Annotated in this window: 2 protein-coding genes; one reads left to right on the forward strand and one right to left on the reverse strand. The window is 63.0% G+C overall.

Annotated elements, in window-relative coordinates:
- Positions 1-259 (reverse strand): hypothetical protein (locus tag NS334_RS18880; protein WP_206542681.1); only part of this gene is annotated, 259 nt, incomplete at its 3' end.
- 362 nt (positions 260-621) lie between these two features.
- On the opposite strand from NS334_RS18880, the gene NS334_RS16355 reads away from it, so the two are divergent.
- Positions 622-801: ABC transporter substrate-binding protein (locus NS334_RS16355; protein ID WP_206542682.1), on the forward strand; the 180-nt coding region annotated here is incomplete at its 3' end.

The following is an 801-nucleotide window of genomic DNA, read 5'->3' on the forward strand; positions in this document are numbered from 1 at the left end:
ATTCCGGGGGGCCCGGCCGCGGCGGCGCGTCGGCGGGCAGGCCGCCGGCCCAGGCCGGAATGTAGTCGGCCATTCCCGCCGAAACTTTTTGGTTCACGGTGCCGCACCCCGCGAGCGCGCAGGCCGCGAGCGCGAGGGCAGTCAGGACAGGGATGTGGCGTGTGAAGTTTGGCATTGGCGGCAGCATACAGCCCTGATCTTTATGGAAGATGATCTTGGGCGCGACCGTTCGGCTGCAATTGTGCTTGTTTGTTGACAATGGCGATTGATTTGTACGACCGTACAAATGAAGCGAGATCGCGGCCCATCCAAGCGGGCGAGATCGGTTCTCGTTGGGGCGTTGAGTTTCGGGGAGCGATTCTGGTATCCTGATACTTGTAGCTATGGCTGGGCTGATCACTCCACGCGCGACACCCGTCCATCGTCCGATTGACAATGGGGCGCTTGGAGACGCCTTGTCGGGCTGCGGCTTGGCTGTGACATGCTGGGGCTAAGGTTGAGGCAAGGGCCGGGGACTCGGCTCGAGGCAGAAGAATGGAAGGGGGAGGGAGGTCGATGGTAAATCGTCGCAAGAGGTGGTTGTGGGGCGCTGCTGCGGCCGCGCTTCCCGGATTGGGCGCCGTGGCGGCGCGGGCGGACGATGCCGTCAAGATCGGCCTGATCCTGCCCATGACCGGCGGCCAGGCTTCGACCGGCAAGCAGATCGATAATGCGATCAAGCTTTACATGCAGCAGAAGGGCGACACCGTCGCCGGCAAGAAGATCGAGATCATCCTGAAGGATGACGCCGCGGTGCCCGAC

The organism is Sphingomonas endophytica (genome assembly GCF_001476895.1).
Lineage (GTDB): Bacteria > Pseudomonadota > Alphaproteobacteria > Sphingomonadales > Sphingomonadaceae > Sphingomonas > Sphingomonas endophytica_A.